Source organism: Stella humosa (assembly GCF_006738645.1).
GTDB lineage: Bacteria > Pseudomonadota > Alphaproteobacteria > ATCC43930 > Allostellaceae > Allostella > Allostella humosa.
Genome location: NZ_AP019700.1, coordinates 1,490,614 through 1,506,859, shown reverse-complemented (window position 1 = coordinate 1,506,859; position 16,246 = coordinate 1,490,614). Strand labels below are relative to the sequence as shown.

Below are 16,246 nucleotides of genomic sequence, written 5' to 3'. Positions count from 1 at the left end.
CCTTCGCGCCCGTGGCCAGAATTTGGCGAATGCCTCGCATTCGCTCTCTTCATTGGGACGCGATTTCGAATGGGAGTCGGTAAAGGAAACCGAAATTTTTCTGCGGGAGCTGCCGGCCGGGCCGAACCACCCGTCAGAAGAGGACGGTCACCAGCAACGGCAGGGATGCCGCCGAGATGCGGAGATCCCGGGCGATGGTCGCCAGCGCCGCATCCGGCGCCGCCGTGTCGAACACGCCGCTGACCTTGCGGGACGCGAGGCCCGCGCCCGCGATCACGATCCGGTCGTGGCGATAGCGGTTGAGCGCGGCCACCACGTCGCCGAGCGGGACGTCGTCGAAAATCAGGCGGCCACGCTGCCAGGCGGTCGCGCGCTCGATGTTGGCATCGTGGACGGCGCCGAGCCCGGATTCGGAGTAGCGCACCACCTGGCCGGGCGCGACCACGACGGTCGGGCCGTCGGCCGCGGCCCCCGCGAGCGCCACCTCGACATCATGCTCGGCGACCGTGACCTCGACCGCGGCCGACAGGCGCTCCACCATGAACCGCGTGCCCAATGCCCGCGCGGTGCCACTGGCCGCGCCCACGACGAATGGTCGGGGTTCGCTGGCGTCGGCGGGCGCGGCGGTGAAGTAGGCCACGCCGGATAGAAGCCGCACCCGGCGCGTGCTGTCGCCATAGTCGACGGCGATCGCGCTGGCCGGGCCGAGATCGACCGTGCTGCCATCGGCGAGCGCGACGCGACGCTGCTCTCCAGGCGCGGTCCGATAGTCCGCCGTCGCCAGGACGACCGGGTCGCCGACCCAGACGGCCAGGCTGCCGGCGAACAGCAGCAGGCTGGCCGCCACGGCCGCGACATGCGTCCACCGGGGACGGCGGCCGGCCATCATGGAAGACGCAATCCGCCTGGTTCGCGGCGGCGGGACGATGTCGTGCCGGAGAGCGCCGGGGGCGAAACGGAGCGCTCCCATCATGTCCCAGGCCGCCAGGGCTTCCGCGAAAGCGGCCGCGTGGACGGGGCTTCCATCGAGCCACCGGTCGAGGCACCGGCGCTCGGCGTCCGACAGGGGGCCGCCGCCGAGGCGTGCCGCCCAGTCCGCCGCTGCCGTGTCGATCTCGTCCTGTCGGTCGCCGCTGTTGCCCAAAGCTCTTGTCCAGATTTCACCCGGTGCCGCGGGGCACCCACTTGCCTATCGAGTATGACGGAGCAGCGACCCCGACCCGGTAACGGAGACCCGAAATAGTTTCGTCAATTGCGCTCGCGTCGGCGCCGCAGCATGACGTGCCTCGTCGCCACCATCAGATGCTTCTGGACGGAACTGGTCGAAATGCCGAGCCGGTCGGCGACGTCCTGGTAGATGAGCCCCTCGAGGCGCGCCAGGGCAAAGACCTGGCGCGTCCGTTCGGGCAATTCCAGCAGCGCCGCGCGGATGGCGTCGAGCTCGTCCCGGCCGCTGACGACCGCTTCCGGCGACGGCATCTCGTCCGCCACCTGGGCGATTTGGAGGTCGTCCGCCCGCTCGGTCGGGCCGCCCCGCTCCTGGCGCAGATAGTCGACCGCGAGGTTGTGCGCGGTGCGATAGATGTAGGAGCGCTCGTGCGTGATCGTCACGGCCGGATTGTCCGCCCGGAACGCCGCGAAGCGCAGGAACGTCTCCTGGGTCAGGTCGGCGGCAGCTTCCCGATCCCGCAGCTTTCTATGGAGAAAGGCGTGAACCTCGCGCTGGTGCGCGAGGAACAGGCCCTTGAGGTCTTTCTTCGTCAACGACGCGTACCGATCACACTCGCTATCCCGATCGCGGATCGATCGACGCTACCTAAATTGATAATCGTTCTCAACAGCAATTCCCATCGGGAAACCCGCCGGGGCTATCGATAGCCCGTCGTGTCCGCCGGCCGGCCCGCGTCCTGCACCTCGGGCACATAGCGCCAGGCATCGGGCCGGGAGCCGTCGAGGTCGGTGAAGCCATAGACCTGGGCCAGCCCCCCGCTCGACAGGGAATGGCCGTTCCAGCGCGCGCGGTCCGGGTCGGCGGCCAGGGCCGCCACGGCGCGGCCGACGAAGCGCGGCGTCTCGGAAATGGCGAAGTGCGGCTGGATGCGCGTGGCGTCGCGCCAGTTGGCCTCGGTGACGCGATAGGCCTCCAGCATCGCCTCCGACCGCAGCCAGCCGGGGGTAACACAGACCGAGGTGGCGCCGTGCGGCGCCAAATCGCGGGCATGGGCCCAGGCCATGCGCGTCACCGCCACCTTGGCGAGGTCGTAGAAGGGCGAGATGCGATAGTGGTTCTGGTTGTACTCCGCGGTGCCGTCCGTCACCTCCACCAGCAGGCCGCCGGGCCGGGCGATCAGCAGCGGCAGGGCGTGGTGGGCGGTGATGAGATGGGTGTCGATCGCCAGGTGGAGCATGTGCAACCCCTTCGCCAGGTCGTGCTCCCACACCGTGCGGTCCCACTCGATCAGACGATCGGCACCCCAGATGTCGTTGACCAGGATGTCGAGGCGCCCCTGCTCGGCCCGGATGCGGGCGACGAGTGCCGCGACCTCGTCCGGCACCAAATGGTCGACGCGAACCGCGATGCCGATGCCGCCGGCGGCCTGGATCAGTTCCGCCGTCTCCTCGATCGTCTCGGGCCGGGCGCTCTCGGACGGGCGGTCGCGGGTGGTGCGCCCGGTGACATAGACCGTGGCGCCCGCCGCCCCCAGTTCGACCGCGATGCCGCGCCCGGCACCGCGCGTGCCGCCCGCCACCAGGGCCACCTTTCCTGCGAGGCGCATCGCTCCCTCCTCCGTCAATGTATTTATAAACGATCGTTCGGTTATATTAGACTGACAACATGCCACGCACCAAGATTCTCACCGACGGCGACGTGCTGGAGGCCGCCCTGCGGCTGATGCACGCGTCCGGCCCGCAGGCGCTCACCTTCGCCGCGGTGGCGCGTGCGTCGGGCCTGTCGGCCTCGACCCTGGTGCAGCGCTTCGGCACCAAGGCGCTGCTGGTCCGGGCGACTCTGCAGCGCGCCTGGGACCAGTTGGACGACAAGACCGCGCGCATCGGTGCTGCCGTGCCGCGGACGGCCGCCGGCGCGGTCGAGCTGCTGGCCGCCCTGTCGCGCGACTATGGCGACATCGAAGCCTATGCCGAGGGGCTGCTGATCCTGCGCGAGGACCTGCGCGACCCGGCGTTGCGGGCGCGTGGTGCACACTGGAAGGTGGCGCTGTGCCGCCTGCTGGACGACTGCCTCGCCGGATCGGCCCTCGCCGGATCGGCAAAGCCGGTGCCCCCCGGCATCGGCCTGCTGCTGGCGACGCAGTGGCAGGGCTCGCTGCTGTGGTGGAGCTTCGACCCGCAAGGCGACGTGGAAAGCCATGTGCGCGACAGCCTGCGGCGGTTCCTGGCCGCCATTGGCGCTGGGCCGCCGCCATGATCGTCCGCCGGGTCGCGCGCGGCGATGCCGAAGCCATCGTCGCCCTGCTGAACCCCATCATCCGGGCCGGCGGGCTGACCGCCATGGACCAGAGTTTCACGGCCGACGAGCAGCGCGCCTTCATCGACGGCCTGCCGCCCGGGGCCATCTACCTGGCAGCGGTGGAGGCCGGCACGATCGTCGGCATCCAGGACGTCCTGCCCCTGCCCGACGGCACCGGCGCGATCAGCACCTTCGTGCGCCTGGACCGCCATGGCCGCGGCATCGGTCGCACCCTGACGCGGGCCACCCTGGCCCGCGCCCGCCAGCAAGGCTATCGCCGCCTGGTCGCCCTCGTCCGGGCCGACAATCCGACCGCCCTGGCCTTCTACCAGGCGGTCGGATTTCGCGTCGCGGAGATCGAGCCTGCCGTCCCAGGCCGCGAAGTCCGACTGGTCTTCCCGGTGACGGCAGGCGATTCCCACGCCCTTCCACGCCCGTGAAAAGAGTATCGGCGTCAGCGACGGAAGATGTCGGCGTCGAGCCAGGGCGTCATGCGGGCGACCGTGTCGCGGCCGTCCGGCAGCGCCTCGATCCAGTCGGCGGTATCGGCCAGGATCTGGGCGTAGGCGGAATCCGGCAGGTACCAGAACTCGGCGAACAGGCGATCGCGGATCTGGTCCCAGGCGTCGCCATAGCGGACGTCCTTGGCCCAGCGGAGGTCGGTCAGGTCGAGCGCGGCCACGGCGGCACCGGTCGAGCGCGCGAACGCGACCAGGTCGGCGCGGCGCTGCATGCCGGGGAAGCGGTCGACGAAGCCCATGCCCTCGGCCATCGCGGCGAAGTAGCGGCGGACCGGGTTGCCGAAGGCGCCGCGGTCGGCCAGGTGGATCAGCGCGCCGCCGGGTTTCAGCACGCGCAGCAGTTCGCGACAGGCATCCTGCCAGCCGGACACGTGCTGGAACAGCTTGGAGACGACCACGGCGTCGACGGCGCCATCGGGCAGTGGCAAGGCGCGCACGTCGGCCTGGCGATAGCGTGCCGGCCAGCCGGGCCGGCACTTGGCCTGGGCCAGCGCCACCATCGGACCCGATATGTCGAAGCCCTCGATGGCGTAGCCGCGCGCGGCCAGCGGCAGCGACATCTGGCCGGTGCCGCAGCCGGCATCCAGGATCGTGCCCGCCGCCGGCAGCAGGCCGGCCGCGATCATCCGGTCATAGGCGGCGTCGAGCAGGCCCGGCGGCACGTCGCGCGTGGCATCGTAGCGGCCGGCGATCGGGGAGAAGTCCGAGGTCGGCGAGAAGTCCGAGGGTGGACGGACCGGCTGTGGCAGTAAGCCCTGCCAGGGCACGGACGCGGTCAGGGCCCCGTCAGGCAGCACGGCGCGCATCGGACATGCCTTCCTGTTCGGGGGTTCGCGGCAGGATGGCGGGCGCGATCGGCGTGACCGCGGCGGCGGGGCGCTGGGCCGGCTGCGGCTCGGCCGCCGCTGCGGGCTGGGTGGTGCCGTGGGTCGGGCCGGTGACGACGTCGAAATCGAACATGGAAGCCTCCGTTTGGATCGGGTGGAGGCCGTCCGGCACCTCTGGCGGTGCCTCTATGTCGGATGTCGGACATGAGAAAGCCGCCTCGGAGGGGTCCGGGCGGCTTTGGCAGGGTTGCGCGCGTGTCGCTGTTGCCTAGGCCGCCGGTGGAAACCAGCGGCCGCAAAATCGGGGCGTGCCCGAGGGAACGAGGATCGTGCGCATGACCATGGGGCGAAGGTAACGCTTCCGCCGGCGGGATTCAAGCCGCCCGGGCATCGTCAGCCGGGCATCGTCACTGGTCGGCCACCGGGACCCACGGGATGCGGCCGAATTCGATCCCCTCCTCGGCCAGGGCGCGGGCTTCGTCCTCGGTCGATTCGCCGTAGATGTTGTGGCGATCGGTCTCGCCGTAGTGGATCTTGCGGGCCTCTTCGGCGAAGTCCTTGCCGACATAGTCGCAGTTCTGCTCGACCAGCCGCCGCGCCTCGCGCAGCACGCGCAGCATCTCGGCCGCCTTGGCCATTTCGGGCGTCGGTTCGGCCGGCGGCGCGGGCGGTGCCGCGTCCACGGCCTTGACCATTTCCTGCCGCGGCTTCGTCCCCTTGGAGATGCGCGGCGCCATCAGCGCCTTCTCGACCGCATTGGTGCCGCAGACCGGGCAGGCGACGGCCTTGGCGTTCGCCTGCCGGTCATAGGTGTCGCCGTTGCGGAACCAGGCCTCGAACGTATGTCCCGCGGTGCAGCGCAGGTTGAAGAGGATCATCGGCCGGCCGCCTACTCCGCGGCCCGGGCGATCGGCTGGCCCGGCAGGGCGAACGGGCGGTCGTGGCCGAGTGCGGGCACCATGCGGCGCGCCTCCACCACTTTGGCCGGGTCGATCTCGGCCATGACGAAGCCAACGGCTTCCTCGGCATCCGCCAGCACCTCGCCCCAGGGCGAGATGATCAGCGAATGGCCATAGGTCCGCCGGCCCTCGGCATGCTCGCCGGTCTGGGCCGGGGCGAAGACGTAGCAGCCGGTCTCGATCGCGCGCGCGCGCAGCAGCGTGTGCCAGTGGGCGCGCCCGGTCGGCACGGTGAAGGCCGCCGGCACCGACAGCATCGTAGCCCCTGCATGGGCCAGCGCCCGGTAGAGATAGGCAAAGCGCATGTCGTAGCAGATCGTCATGCCGAGCCGGCCCCAGGGCAGGTCGGCCACCACCGCCTGCTCGCCGGGCCGGAAGCGATTGCTCTCGCGATAGCTCTCGCCGCCCGCCAGGTCGACATCGAACATGTGGATCTTGTCGTAACGCGCGACGATCTCGCCCGCGGGCGACAACAGGAACGAACGGTTGGCCAGCCGCTCCTCGCCCTCGGCCTTCACGGCCAGCGAGCCCAACAGCAGCCACACCCCGGTCTCGCGCGCCAGGTCGCGGCCGGCGGCCAGCATCGGGTCGTCGCCCTCGAAGCGCACCTTGGCGAGCTGGGCCTTGCGGTCCGGCTCGATCATGTTGCTGACCTCGGGCGTCATCACGAGGTCGGCGCCGGCCGAGCGCGCCTGCCGGGTCAGGCTGGCGATGGTATCGATGTTGGGCGCCATGTCGCGCGCCGTCGTCATCTGGATGCAGGCCGCCTTGAAGGTCGTGCTCATGGGGCTCATGCCTCCAGCATCGGGTCGAGCTTGCGCGCCCGGTCGAGCGCGTAGAGTTCGTCGCAGCCGCCGACATGGACGCCGTCGATGAAGATCTGCGGCACCGAGGTTCGCCCGCCGGCGCGCTTGGTCATCTCGTCGCGCCGCTTGGTGTCGGCATCGACGTCAATGTCGGTATAGGCCACGCCCTTGCGGTCCAGCAGGGTCTTGGCGCGGGCGCAGTAGCCGCACCAGGGGCTGGAGTAGATTTCGACGGTCGCCATGGGGGATCGGATCCTGCCTCGCGATTACCGGATCCCGTAATATAAGACCGAGGTCGGGCGGCGGCGATACCCCCCGACCTCGATCATGTGCGGGTCAGACCGCGGCCAGCGCGGCCTCGACGTCCTCGATGATGTCGTCCACGTCCTCCAGCCCGACCGACAGGCGGACGAGACCGGGCCCGATACCCTGGCGGGCCCGATCCTCGGGCGACAGGCGCTGGTGGGTGGTGGTGCTGGGATGGGTGACGAGGCTCTTGGCATCACCCAGGTTGTTCGAGATATCGACCAGCGACAGCGCGTCGAGGAAACGGAACGCCCCCTCCTTCCCGCCGGCCACGTCGAAGCACACGATGGTGCCGCCGGCCTTCATCTGGCGCCGGGCAAGTGCCGCCTGCGGGTGGCTGTCAAGGAAGGGGTAGCGCACGGCATCGAGCTTGGCATGCCCTTCGAAGTGGCGGGCGACCCGCTCGGCCGAGGCGACATGGCGCTCCATGCGCAGGGGCAGCGTCTCCAGCCCCTTCAGCAGCACCCAGGCATTGAACGGGCTCAGCGCCGGGCCGGTATGGCGCAGGAAGGGTTGCAGCTTCTCCTCGACGAAGGCCTTGGAGCCGAGGATGGCGCCGCCCAGGCAACGCCCCTGGCCGTCGATGTGCTTGGTCGCGGAATAGACGACGACGTCCGCCCCCAGTTCCAGCGGCTTCTGCAGGAGCGGCGAGGCGAAGACGTTGTCGACGACGACGGTCGCCCCCGCCTGGTGGGCCAGTTCGCACACCGCCTGCACGTCGACCAGGCTGAGGCCGGGGTTGGACGGGCTCTCGAAGAAGACGCAGGCGGCTCCGGGCGCCAGCGCCGTGCGCCACTGGTCCAGGTCCTCGCCGTCGACGAAGGTGGTGCGCACGCCAAAGCGCGGCAGCAGCTCACCCAGGATGTACTGGCAGGATCCGAACAGTGCGCGCGCGGCGACGATATGGTCGCCCGCCTTCACGCAGGCGACGATCGCCGCATAGACCGCCGCCATGCCGCTCGACGTCGCCCGGCAGGCCTCCGCCCCTTCGATCAGGCGCAGGCGCTCCTCGAAGTTGGCGACGGTCGGGTTGGCGAAGCGCGAATAGACGAAGCGCTGGAGCTTGTTGGCGAACGCCGCCTCGGCCGATGCCGCATCGGGATAGACGAAGCCGGAAGTGAGGTAGAGTGCCTCGCTCGTCTCGTCGAAGCCGCTGCGCGCCATGCCGCCGCGCACCAACTGCGTCGCGGGGCGCCAGGTCCGGCCGGTCGTCGGCGGGGAGAACTCGTTCATCGATCCGCTCCAAACAAAAAACCCCGACCGGACAGGTCAGGGTTCAGGCGAACCTCCGACCTCTTTAGCGATTTCTTTAACGTGGCCGCAAGCCGGTCGGCTCAAATCACCACGAGGGCAAAGCCCAAATTTGTTCCTACGCCCCCGGCGGGGCGCTGTCAACTGCCCTGACGACGCCGAGCGGCAATCGAAATCAAGGGCCGCAGCGTATGGAAAAGGCTTTTGCCAGCTACTGGCATTTCCCCCCATCGCCTACTATGCAACCGCATATGATTGGCTATGGTGTGATTGCATGTCTACGATACATCTCGTTCCAGATGACCTCCGGGAAAATTACCACGTCAAAGAATGGCGCAACGCCGCTGGCGTGCTCGCTACGGCATCACCTGATGAATGGCAAGATATCCAGATCGTGCTTCGTGGATTCCGACTGATGAAGTCGGAAATCCTAGTTGGTGGTGGAAATCGCTCGCTCATAAGCCGCCGCATCGACAGCGCCTTCTATTCGCGCGGATGGCTGGAGAAGGGATTTTCCACATCCATCACGGTGGATGACGCCACATTTGATAGCCCCACACATGCCGTTGACTGCTTCAAGAATGGCGTGGCAGTCGAAATGGAGTGGAACAATAAAGATCCGTTCTTTGATCGTGATCTCAACAATTTCCGACTTCTATTTGAATTGAGAGCGATAAAAGTCGGGGTGATCATCACTCGTTCTTGGGAACTGCAGCAAATTTTCAAACATCTCGGCAAGGGCGCATCCTACGGCAAAGCCACCACCCACCACGAAAAACTTTGGCCGAAAGTGGAAGGTGGTGGAGGCGGCGGCTGCCCGGTCCTGACGTTCGCAATCAGGCCGCAGCTATTTGTGGACGATGGCCCTGAAGCATTGGAGCAGCTAAAGGTGCGCATTGCCGACGAGCAGCAAGCCAAGGTAATGGCAAGGCGCAGAGGCATCATCGTTTCCGATGGTTCGGATGAGGAAGAGTAGCGCCCATCACTTCACTAGAAGCGGGAGCATCAAAGGCCCCTTCTCTTGGCTTGTACTATTATGCCCATAAGTCGGCCACGATGGTGCGTATTCGTCATCGGCCTGATTTCCCCAAACGGCCCACCCCTTTCGGACACCTCTCGCGAACAACTCTATGCGCGCGCCGGGGCTACAAGACTCTATGATATCGAAAATCTCATCAGGCTTGCGGGAATGCTCGCGCTTCCTGGTCGCCAAATAATTAACTTGTGTCCGACCAGGTGCCAATGTTCTTGCGTTCTTTCCCCGGACGCCAAACAGTAGCAACTCTGTAACGTTACGAAAGTAGAAACCGACGCCACGCCCGTCACTTCCACCGTCTTTGCGAATCTTGTGCCACACGATATTTGACTTGTAGGCAAAACCCCAAGCTCGCATTACCTCTAACCCTTCGGGCAAAAGAGCATTCGGTACCCACAGATACATATGCGAGGTGGATGCTGCCATCTCGCCAACTGGCAATGCGCAGATCGCCGATACGTCCATAGTGCCATAGCGGGAAAGGCGCCGATGTTCGGGCGCCACTTTTCCCGTGCGATTCACAAAGCGCCAAGGCGGGTCCGCCAGGATCGTAGCGAACTTACGGCCGTCAGCGAAGCGGCGCAGATCATCCGCTGCGTCGGTCCCACCAGGATTCATGTCAAACTCCTTACGGGTCCTATAACATCATAAGCAAGGGATTCGGTGCATGAACTGTATCGCACCGAACCAGCGCACATCGGCACACCTTGGCTGAAGGCAGCTTCCGTTAACCTTGAAGGCCCTACGCCACCGCCAGCGCCCTCTCCATGTCGGCCAGCAGGTCGTCGGCGTCCTCCAGCCCCACCGACAGGCGCAGGCTGCCGTCGGCGATGCCGAGGCGGGCGCGTTCGTCGGCGGCGACGTTGGCGTGGGTGGTTGTGGCGGGATGGGCGACCAGCGTCTTGGCGTCGCCGAGGTTGGGCGAGATGTCGGCGAGGCGCAGCGCGTTGGCGAAGCGGAAGGCGGCCGGCTTGCCGCCCGCCAGGGTGACGGCCAGCATGGCGCCGCCGCGGCGCATCTGGCGCCGGGCGATCGCCCGCTGGGGATGGCTGTCGAGGCCGGGATAGCGCACGGCCTGCACCTTCGGATGGTCGGCGAGGAAGGCCGCGATGCGGCCGGCCGATCGGGCGTGCCGTTCCATCCGCAGGCCCAGCGTCTCCATCCCTTTCAGGATCACCCAGGAATTGAAGGGGCTGATGGTCGGGCCGGTGTGGCGCAGGAAGGGCTGCAGCTCGTCGATCACGAACCGCTCGTCGCCCAGCACCGCGCCGCCCATGGCCCGCCCCTGCCCGTCCAGATGCTTGGTGGCGGAATAGACGACAAGGTCCGCACCCAGCGACAGCGGGCGCTGCTCTGTCGCGGTGGCGAAGACGTTGTCGACGATCACCCGGGCGCCCGCGGCATGGCCCAGTTCGGCCACCGCGGCGATGTCGACCAGGTCCAGCATCGGGTTGGACGGCGTCTCGAACAGGATGGCGGCCGCCCCGCCCCGCAGCGCGCTGCGCCACTGGTCGAGGTCGCCCGGGTCGACCAGGGTGGTGGTGACGCCGAAGCGCGGCAGGATGCGGGTGACGACATAGTGGCAGGAGCCGAACAGGGCGCGCGAGGCGACCACCCGGTCACCGGCCTTGACCGAGGCCATGAGGGCCGCGAAGACCGCCGCCATGCCGGTCGCCGTCGCCCGGGCGGCGGGCGCATTCTCCAGCAGGGCCAGCCGGTCCTCCAGCATCGCCGTGGTCGGGTTGCCGAAGCGGGTGTAGATCCAGCCGTCCTCGGGCCCGGCGAAGGCGGCCTCGGCCGTCTCGGCGTCGGGGTAGACGAAGCCGGAGGTGAAATAGAGCGCCTCGGACGTTTCACGGTTGCCGGACCGCCGCGTCGCCCCGCGGACGAGGCGGGTGTCGATGGCGAGGTCGGCGACGGGGTCGCGCGGGATATCCTGGATTGTTGCCATGGGCCCGAGCCTATGGCGGGCACCCGGGACCGTCAACCAATGCGGGCATCATTTCATAAAATACACTAATAAGTTGCAGTCAGAACAGCCGGACCACGGCCAGGGTCACCGCCGGCACGTAGGTCACCAGCCCCAGCACCACGATCAGCACGCCGATCAGCGGCCACAGCTCGCGCGATATGCGCTCGATGCTGAGGCGCGAGATGGCCGCGCCCACGAACAGGGCATAGCCGAACGGCGGCGTCGCCATGCCGATGGCGAAGTTGATCGAGACCATGGCACCGAGCTGGATCGGGTCCATCCCGATCGTGCGGCCGAGCGCGATCAGCACCCCGCCCAGGATGATCATGGCGGCGATGTTGTCCATCACCATGCCGATAGCCAGCAGCAGGAGGTTGAGCGACAGCAGGATGATCCAGGGCTCGTCCGAAATCGCGGCGATGCCGCCGGCGATCTTGGGCGGCAGTTGCTCCATCGCCACCAGCCAGCCGAAGGGGGCGGCAGCCGCGATGATGAACATGACGATGGCGGTCGTGCGCATCGAGCCCATGACGATGGCGGGCAGGTCGCGCCATTTCAGCTCGCGATAGAGGAACAGGCCGACGAACAGGGCATAGACGGTGGCCACCACCGCGGCCTCGGTCGGCGTGAAGATGCCGCCATAGATACCGCCCAGCACGACGAAGGGGGCCACCAGCGCCCACTTGCCGTCCCAGGCGGCCCGGCCGATCTCGGCCGCGCTTGCCCGCGGCTCCTTCGGCACGTCGTGGCGCACGGCATAGCGGACCGACGCCAGGCACAGCCCGACCGACATCAGCAGGCCGGGCACGATGCCGGCCAGGAACAGCTTGGCGATCGATTCCTCGGCGATCACGCCCCAGATGACGAAGATGATGGACGGCGGGATGACCGGGCCGATGATGCCGGCGGCAACCGCGAGCGCCGCCGCGAACTCCGGCGAGTAGCCGCGCTTGGTCATCTCCGGGATCATGATGCTGCCGATGGCAGCGGTCGTCGCCGGAGCCGAGCCCGAGATGGCGGCGAAGAACGTGGCCGACAGCACCGTCACCATGCCCAGCCCGCCCTTAACGTGCCGGACACAAGCGTCCGCCACCGCCACCAGACGGCGCGACAGCCCGCCCTTCGTCATCAGGTCGCCGGCCAGGACGAAGAACGGGATGGCCAGCAGGCTGAAGGACTGCGTGCCCGAGATGAAACGCTGGGCCAGCACGATGATGTCGATGTCGATCACCATCAGCCCGGCCAGCGACGTGATGCCGAGCGCGAAGACGAACGGCACCCCCAGCAGCAGCAGCCCGGCGAAGCCCAGGCTCAGCACCCATGCGAGCTCGCTCATGGCCTGGCCTCCGGTGCGGGCGGGAGGACGAAGCTGGCGACGAGGCGCGTCAGCCCGTGCAACACCACCAGCGCGCCCGATACCAGGGCGGCCGAATGCAGGAGTTCGATCGGATAGCCGACGGCCGCCGATAGCTGGCCCGTGGTGCCGTCATAGAATTCCCAGCCCGACACCGCGAGATAGAAGCCGAAGACGGTGACGAGGACCAGGATCAGCCGCTCCAGCCAACGTTGCCCGCCGGGGCCGAGGCGGTCGGGCAGCAGGGTGAGCGCGACGTGGAAGCCCTCCCGCACCCCCAGGCTGCCGGCCAGCAGCACCGTCCAGGTGAACATCAGCAGGGCCAGTTCCTCCGACCAGCTCAGCGCCTGGCCCAGCGCGTAGCGGAACAAGACCTGGAGGATGAGGCAAACCGTCATGACGACGGTCATGGCGATCACGAGGAAGATCGTGGCACGGCCGGCGGTGCGGCTCAGCGCCTCGAGCAGGCCATGGATGGCCGTCATCTGCGTGCGGGCGGGCGGCGGATGGGGCGGCGACCCGTGGCGCCACCCCGTCCCTTCACTGTACCGCCGCCAGCGTCTGGTCGAGCAGGGCCGAGCCGATGGTCGGGCGGAACTTCTCGTAGACCGCCTTCACGCTGCCGCGGAACTGGGCCGGGTTGCCGACCTTGTTCACCTTCATGCCCTTGTTGCCCAGGGACACGATGATCTCCTGCGCCTGGGCGCCGGCGATGCGGCGCTGCTCGGCGGTCGCTTCCGCCCCGGCCTTGACCACGGCGGCCTGCACGTCTTTCGGCAGCTTGTCGAAGCTGCGCTTGGACACCAGCAGCGCGATCATCGAGTAGGTGTGGTTGGTGAGGGACAGGTACTTGGTGATCTCGTAGTACTTGGCCGCGTCGATGACGGCGACCGGCAGTTCCAGGCCGTCGATCGCCCCCTGCTGCACGGCCGTGAACACCTCGCCCCAGGCCATCGGGATGGCGTTGCCGCCCAGGGATGCGAACATGTCGATGAAGACCGGGTTCTGCATCACCCGGTACTTCACGCCCTTCACGTCCTCCGGGTTCACCACCGGGCGGACATTGTTCAGCATGCTGCGGAAGCCGCCCTCCATGAAGCCGAGCGCGATCACGCCCTTCTTCGCCAGGCGGTCCTTCAGCTCCTGGCCAACCGGGCCGTCCAGCACGCGGCGTGCCTGGGCCTCGTCGGCATAGAGGAAGGGCAGGTCGTTCACCTGGAAGCCCGTTTCCAGGTTGGCGATCACGGCGTTGGTGATGACGCCCATGTCGACCGTGCCGAAGCGCATGCCCTCCAGCAGTTCCTTCTCGTCGCCGATCTGGCGGTTGGGGAACAGGCTGACCTGGACCTGGCCCGGCACCAGCGCCTCGACCTTCTCCTTGAACAGCTTGGCGCCGATGCCATAGGGGTCCTGGGCGGAATCCGTGCTGGTCCAGCCGATCTTGAGGGTGGCTGCCTTGCCCTGTGCCAGGGCCGGCATGGCCAGGGCGGCGGTGGCGGTGAGCGCCAGGGCGCCCGCGACGATCGTGCGAATGTGCATGGCTGTCCTCCCCTTGGTCGGATTCTTGTCTCGTTGGACGGCGCGGAACTCTCCGTCAGAACCGGTAGAGCCGGGCCGGATTGTCCACCAGGATGCGGCGGCGCTGCTCGGCGTCGGGCACCCATTCGTTGAAGAGGTCGACCAGGTCGCCGTCATTGGGCATCGGCCGGCGATAGTCGGGGTGCGGCCAGTCGGTGCCGAAGACGACGCGGTCGGGTGCTGCCGCGATCAGGGCGCGCGCGATCTCCGTCGTGTCGCGATAGGGGATGTCGGCGCTGGAGCAGCGATAGGCGCCCGACACCTTCACCCAGGCCGTGCCCTCGCCGAGGAGGGCCAGCATGGCCCTGGCGCCGGGATCGTCCAGGCCACGCTCGGGCCGCAGGTGCCCCATATGGTCGATCACGACGGGCACCGGCTGGCGGCGCATCACCTCGACCAGCTCCGGCCGCAGGTTGAGGTCGGCGAAGAACTGCAGGTGCCAGCCGAGCGGCGCGATGCGCCGGGCGACCGCCTCGACCGCCTCCAGCGGCAGGCCGCCGGGGTTGTTCAGGTTGAAGCGCACGCCGCGCGCGCCGCCGGCATCCAGCGCCCGCAGCTCGGCGTCGGAGATCGACGGATCGACCACCACCACCGCCCGGAAGGCCCCGCCCATGGCGGCCACCGCATCCATGGTGGCGCGGTTGTCGGTGCCGAGCACGCTGGGCTGGACGATGACCGCGCGGTCGAAACCCATCGTCGCCAGCATGCGCCGATAGTCCGCCAGCGACGCGTCGGGTGGGGTGTAGCCGCGGTTGGCGACGTAGGGATAGCGATCGACGGGGCCGAAGACATGGCTGTGGCAGTCGACCGACCCGGCCGGCAGGCGCATGGCCGGCGGCCGCGGGTCGGGGTCCGGGCCGGGACAGGCCGGTGCAGTCGCCGTCGACGGGTCCGCCATGCGCGCCGCTCTCCCAAAATTCGCGCGCCTTCGGCCATGCTCCTGCCGCAACGCGTCGTAGTCTATCGTCCGACTGTATCGCCCCCGCGCCGCGTCGGGCAATGTCCGTCGTGCGATGCCGCAGCCCGCGTGCGCCCCATGCGGCGTTGAGGGTACAACGCCGGCCAGGATCGACCATCACAGCGAGTCTCATGGCCACCGTTCTCGACGTCGCGCGCCTGGCCGGCGTGTCGTCCGCCACCGTCTCCCGCGTGCTGAGCGGCAAGGGCAATGTCGGCCAGGAGGCCCGCGAGCGCGTGCTCCAGGCAGTGCGCGAGCTGGACTTCCACCCCAACCGCATGGCCCAGGGCCTGCGCCGCGGCCGCGGCAACGCGGTCGGCCTGCTGGTCGGCGACATCGAGCAGAACGTCTATTCCGCCCTGACCAAGCATGTGCAGAAGGCGCTGGGCGAGGTCGGCCTCGACCTGATGCTCTACAACCTCGACCACAGCACCGAGCGCCTCGTGGCGATGCTGGAGGCCGCACCGGCGATGGGCCTGCGCGGCGTGGCGCTGGCCACCACCGACAACATCGACATGGCGAAGGTGGGGCCCCTGCTCCGCGGCCTGCAGGTGGGCGGCATGGCCGTGGTCTCGATCGGCCAGCGGCTGCACCGGGCCGGCATCCCCTCCATCGTGCACGAGGAACGGGCAGCCGCGCGCCGGGCGGTCGAATACCTGCTGGAGGGCGGCCGCACGCCGGTCGCCTATCTCGGCCGCCTCACCGGATCGGCGGTCGGGACCGAGCGTTATCGCGGCTATGCCGCGGCCCTGGCCGGGGCCGGCATCGCGCTCGACCGCGCCCTCGTCTGGGACGTCTCCTACCGCTTCGCCGCCGGCTACGAGGCGACCAGGCGCGCGCTCGATGCCGGCCTTGCCTTCCGCGCGATCCAGTGCGGCAGCGACGAGCTGGCGCTGGGCGCCATGGCCGCCATCCAGGACCGCGGATTGGCCATCCCCGGCGACGTCGCCGTGATCGGCTTCGGCAGCATCGACTGGGGCGCCCATGTCCGCCCGGCCCTGACCACCATCAGCGTCCACCCGGCGACGGTGGCCGCCCGCATGGTGGGGATGCTGACCGGCCAGGACGTGCCGGCCCTGACGGTGATCGAGCGCAGCCTGCTGCGCCGCGGCTCGGCCTGACCCACGCCGCCGACGGTCAGCCGCCAGCCATCAACCCGCACGCAAGAAGGGCCATTGACAGGCTTTCCGCCCGACCGTCAAATGACGG

Annotated in this window: 19 protein-coding genes, 1 pseudogene and 1 riboswitch; of the genes and pseudogenes, 4 read left to right on the top strand and 16 right to left on the bottom strand. The window is 68.5% G+C overall.

All coding sequences use genetic code 11. The annotated features are described in order from the left end of the window. Nucleotides 1-133 precede the first annotated feature (133 nt). The 4 genes and pseudogenes from STVA_RS07060 to STVA_RS07050 form a co-directional block, all read right to left on the bottom strand. Nucleotides 134-889, bottom strand: coding sequence for a FecR family protein (locus STVA_RS07060; RefSeq protein WP_246782850.1), 756 nt, complete (start codon nt 887-889; stop codon nt 134-136). A gap of 153 nt (nt 890-1,042) precedes the next feature. Beyond that, nucleotides 1,043-1,144 (bottom strand): annotated as a pseudogene (locus tag STVA_RS28560) (hypothetical protein); the annotation flags it as partial. A gap of 104 nt (nt 1,145-1,248) precedes the next feature. Further along, a complete protein-coding gene (locus STVA_RS07055) occupies nt 1,249-1,764 on the bottom strand; it encodes an RNA polymerase sigma factor (protein WP_170216416.1) in 516 nt (171 codons plus the stop codon). Nucleotides 1,765-1,868: 104 nt separating this feature from the next. Then, a complete protein-coding gene (locus tag STVA_RS07050) occupies nt 1,869-2,777 on the bottom strand; it encodes an SDR family oxidoreductase (RefSeq protein ID WP_123689309.1) in 909 nt (302 codons plus the stop codon). Nucleotides 2,778-2,836: 59 nt separating this feature from the next. On the opposite strand from STVA_RS07050, the gene STVA_RS07045 reads away from it, so the two are divergent. Continuing rightward, complete coding sequence (locus tag STVA_RS07045) at nt 2,837-3,427, top strand: TetR family transcriptional regulator (protein ID WP_123689310.1); 591 nt, start codon at nt 2,837-2,839, stop codon at nt 3,425-3,427. Beyond that, on the top strand, nt 3,424-3,909 hold the full coding sequence (locus tag STVA_RS07040; RefSeq protein ID WP_123689311.1) for a GNAT family N-acetyltransferase: 486 nt from the start codon (nt 3,424-3,426) through the stop codon (nt 3,907-3,909). The genes STVA_RS07045 and STVA_RS07040 overlap by 4 nt, the downstream gene beginning before the upstream one ends. A gap of 14 nt (nt 3,910-3,923) precedes the next feature. Here the strand turns inward: STVA_RS07040 and STVA_RS07035 are convergent, their stop codons facing one another. From STVA_RS07035 to STVA_RS07015, 6 genes are all read right to left on the bottom strand, one after another. Further along, on the bottom strand, nt 3,924-4,796 hold the full coding sequence (locus tag STVA_RS07035) for a class I SAM-dependent methyltransferase (protein ID WP_123689312.1): 873 nt from the start codon (nt 4,794-4,796) through the stop codon (nt 3,924-3,926). Further along, nucleotides 4,777-4,950, bottom strand: coding sequence for a hypothetical protein (locus tag STVA_RS27560; RefSeq protein ID WP_170216417.1), 174 nt, complete (start codon nt 4,948-4,950; stop codon nt 4,777-4,779). Before STVA_RS27560 ends, STVA_RS07035 begins: the two co-directional genes overlap by 20 nt. A gap of 274 nt (nt 4,951-5,224) precedes the next feature. Further along, nucleotides 5,225-5,695: a DUF1178 family protein gene (locus STVA_RS07030; RefSeq protein WP_123689313.1), complete on the bottom strand. Its 471-nt coding sequence runs from the start codon at nt 5,693-5,695 to the stop codon at nt 5,225-5,227. 11 nt (nt 5,696-5,706) lie between these two features. Beyond that, entirely contained in the window at nt 5,707-6,561 is an 855-nt protein-coding gene (locus STVA_RS07025) for a carbon-nitrogen hydrolase family protein (protein ID WP_123689314.1), read from the bottom strand. 5 nt (nt 6,562-6,566) lie between these two features. Next, complete coding sequence (gene grxC, locus STVA_RS07020; RefSeq protein WP_123689315.1) at nt 6,567-6,824, bottom strand: glutaredoxin 3; 258 nt, start codon at nt 6,822-6,824, stop codon at nt 6,567-6,569. A 94-nt stretch (nt 6,825-6,918) separates the two neighbouring features. Further along, nucleotides 6,919-8,121 carry an O-succinylhomoserine sulfhydrylase gene (locus tag STVA_RS07015; protein ID WP_123689316.1) on the bottom strand — a complete coding sequence of 401 codons (1,203 nt, stop codon included), beginning with the start codon at nt 8,119-8,121 and terminating at the stop codon, nt 6,919-6,921. A 43-nt stretch (nt 8,122-8,164) separates the two neighbouring features. Further along, a riboswitch (SAM riboswitch) is annotated at nt 8,165-8,244 on the bottom strand. 169 nt (nt 8,245-8,413) lie between these two features. On the opposite strand from STVA_RS07015, the gene STVA_RS07010 reads away from it, so the two are divergent. Continuing rightward, nucleotides 8,414-9,115, top strand: coding sequence for a BglII/BstYI family type II restriction endonuclease (locus tag STVA_RS07010; RefSeq protein WP_123689317.1), 702 nt, complete (start codon nt 8,414-8,416; stop codon nt 9,113-9,115). Nucleotides 9,116-9,121: 6 nt separating this feature from the next. On the opposite strand, the gene STVA_RS07005 is transcribed toward STVA_RS07010, so the two are convergent. From STVA_RS07005 to STVA_RS06980, 6 genes are all read right to left on the bottom strand, one after another. Then, complete coding sequence (locus STVA_RS07005; RefSeq protein WP_123689318.1) at nt 9,122-9,793, bottom strand: MT-A70 family methyltransferase; 672 nt, start codon at nt 9,791-9,793, stop codon at nt 9,122-9,124. A 124-nt stretch (nt 9,794-9,917) separates the two neighbouring features. Continuing rightward, nucleotides 9,918-11,126 (bottom strand): O-succinylhomoserine sulfhydrylase, encoded by a 1,209-nt coding sequence (gene metZ, locus STVA_RS07000; RefSeq protein WP_123689319.1) that lies wholly within the window; start codon nt 11,124-11,126, stop codon nt 9,918-9,920. Between the two features lie 79 nt (nt 11,127-11,205). Next, complete coding sequence (locus tag STVA_RS06995) at nt 11,206-12,483, bottom strand: TRAP transporter large permease (protein WP_123689320.1); 1,278 nt, start codon at nt 12,481-12,483, stop codon at nt 11,206-11,208. Then, nucleotides 12,480-12,986: a TRAP transporter small permease gene (locus STVA_RS06990; RefSeq protein ID WP_245978282.1), complete on the bottom strand. Its 507-nt coding sequence runs from the start codon at nt 12,984-12,986 to the stop codon at nt 12,480-12,482. Before STVA_RS06990 ends, STVA_RS06995 begins: the two co-directional genes overlap by 4 nt. 55 nt (nt 12,987-13,041) lie before the next feature. Continuing rightward, nucleotides 13,042-14,040 carry a TRAP transporter substrate-binding protein gene (locus tag STVA_RS06985; RefSeq protein WP_123689321.1) on the bottom strand — a complete coding sequence of 333 codons (999 nt, stop codon included), beginning with the start codon at nt 14,038-14,040 and terminating at the stop codon, nt 13,042-13,044. A gap of 55 nt (nt 14,041-14,095) precedes the next feature. Continuing rightward, nucleotides 14,096-14,977: an amidohydrolase family protein gene (locus tag STVA_RS06980; protein WP_123689322.1), complete on the bottom strand. Its 882-nt coding sequence runs from the start codon at nt 14,975-14,977 to the stop codon at nt 14,096-14,098. A 191-nt stretch (nt 14,978-15,168) separates the two neighbouring features. Here STVA_RS06980 and STVA_RS06975 point away from each other — a divergent pair, with 191 nt between their 5' ends. Further along, a complete protein-coding gene (locus tag STVA_RS06975; protein ID WP_170216418.1) occupies nt 15,169-16,158 on the top strand; it encodes a LacI family DNA-binding transcriptional regulator in 990 nt (329 codons plus the stop codon). Nucleotides 16,159-16,246: the final 88 nt, after the last annotated feature.